The organism is Pseudomonas chaetocerotis, from assembly GCF_015712105.2.
In the GTDB taxonomy this organism is placed as follows: Bacteria; Pseudomonadota; Gammaproteobacteria; order Pseudomonadales; family Pseudomonadaceae; genus Aquipseudomonas; species Aquipseudomonas chaetocerotis.
Genome location: NZ_JACFYX020000032.1, coordinates 1 through 1,765, shown reverse-complemented (window position 1 = coordinate 1,765; position 1,765 = coordinate 1). Strand labels below are relative to the sequence as shown.

At 66.9% G+C, this 1,765-nt stretch carries 1 protein-coding gene; it reads left to right on the top strand.

All coding sequences use genetic code 11. The features are described from left to right. Positions 1–1,765, top strand: a 1,765-nt coding sequence (locus H3221_RS25505) for a condensation domain-containing protein (RefSeq protein WP_224490813.1), incomplete at both ends; no start/stop codon positions are given.

The following is a 1,765-nucleotide window of genomic DNA, read 5'->3' as shown; positions in this document are numbered from 1 at the left end:
TGCCGCAGGCAAGCGCCTGGTGGGCTACGTCAGTGGCCAGGGGCTGAGCGAAAGCGAGTTGAAAACGCAGCTCAAGCAACGTCTGCCAGCGCATATGGTGCCGAGCCACATCCTGGCGCTGGAGCGCCTGCCGTTGCTGCCCAACGGCAAGCTGGACCGGCAGAGCCTGCCCGAGCCGCAGGTGGAGGCAGGTGCTTACCAGGCGCCGCGTACCGAGCAGGAACGACTGCTGGCCGAACTGTGGAGCGAGCTGCTGGAGCAGCCGCGCATCGGTCGTGACGATCACTTCTTCGAACTGGGCGGCCACTCGCTGCTGGCGACGCAGCTGATCTCCCGCCTGCGCCACGCGCACGGTCTGGATCTGCCGCTGCGCGCCGTGTTCGAGGCGCCGCTGCTCAGCGATCTGGCCAGGCAGCTGGAACAAGCTGGAAGCGCCGTCGACCTGCCTCTGCAGGCCAGAGGCGAGCGGGCACAGGCGCCACAGTCCTTCGCTCAGCAGCGCCTGTGGTTCCTCCAGCAACTGGAGCCAAGCAGCAGTGCCTATCACCTGCCGGGCGTGCTGCGCCTGCGTGGTGAGGTGGACTGGCAGGCACTGCAGCAGGCCTTCGAAGCCCTGGCCGAGCGTCACTGGATTCTGCGTACCACCTTCACCCAGGACGCCGAGGGCCAGCCGCTGCAATGCATACAGCCGCAGGCAACGGTGAATCTGGAGATGCTCCAGGCCAGGGGTGAGCACGCCTTCCAGACCCTGGCGCTGGCATTCATGAAGAAACCTTTCGAGCTGCAGCAGTCGCCGCCCTGGCGTGTTGCCCTGGTGACGCTGGAGCCGGGTGAGCAGCGCCTGCTGCTGTGCCTGCATCACCTGCTGTCCGATGGCTGGTCCGTGCAGATTCTGCTGGCCGAATTTGCTGCGCTGTACAACGCCGCCCGCACGGGCGTGGCGGCTGCACTGCCGGCATTGACCGTGCAATACGCCGATTACGCGGCCTGGCAGCGTGAGTGGCTGGCCGGCGGCGAAGGCGCGCGGCAACTGGCCTACTGGCGCGAGCAGCTGGGCGACGAGCAGCCACTGCTGGAACTGCCTTGCGACCATCCACGACCGGCGCGGCAGAGTTTTCGCGGCGGGCGGGTACATTTTCGTCTCGGCGTGGCGCTGGGCGAGCGCCTGCGCGAGCTGGCCCAGGCGCAGCACGCGACGCCCTTCATGGTGTTGCTGGGCGCCTACAAGGTGCTGCTGCACCGCATCAGCGGGCAGCGCGACCTGCGCGTCGGCGTGCCCATCGCCGGGCGTACGCGCCCCGAGGTCGAAGGGCTGATCGGCTTGTTCGTCAACACCCAGGTGCTGCGCAGCGAGATTGCTCCTCAGCAGAGCTTCACGGCGTTGGTCGAGCAGATCAGGCGCACCAGCCTGGATGCCCAGGCGCATCAGGAGCTGCCCTTCGAGCAACTGGTTGAGGCGTTGCAGCCCGAGCGCAGCCTCAGCCACAACCCGTTGTTTCAAGTGGCCTACGACCACCAGCAGCTGCGGCACGAGGCGCTGGGACAACTGCAGGATCTGCACGCCGAGGTGCTGACCTTGGCCGATGGCGGCAGCCAGTTCGACCTGGCGCTCAACACCCAGGAAGATCGCCACGGTCAGTTCAGCGGCAACTGGAACTACGCCCTTGATCTGTTCGAAGCAGCCACGGTCGAGCGTCTGCATCAGCGCTTCATCCGCCTGCTGGAGCAGTTGCTGGCGCAGCCGCAACTGGCCATCGGCGAGCAC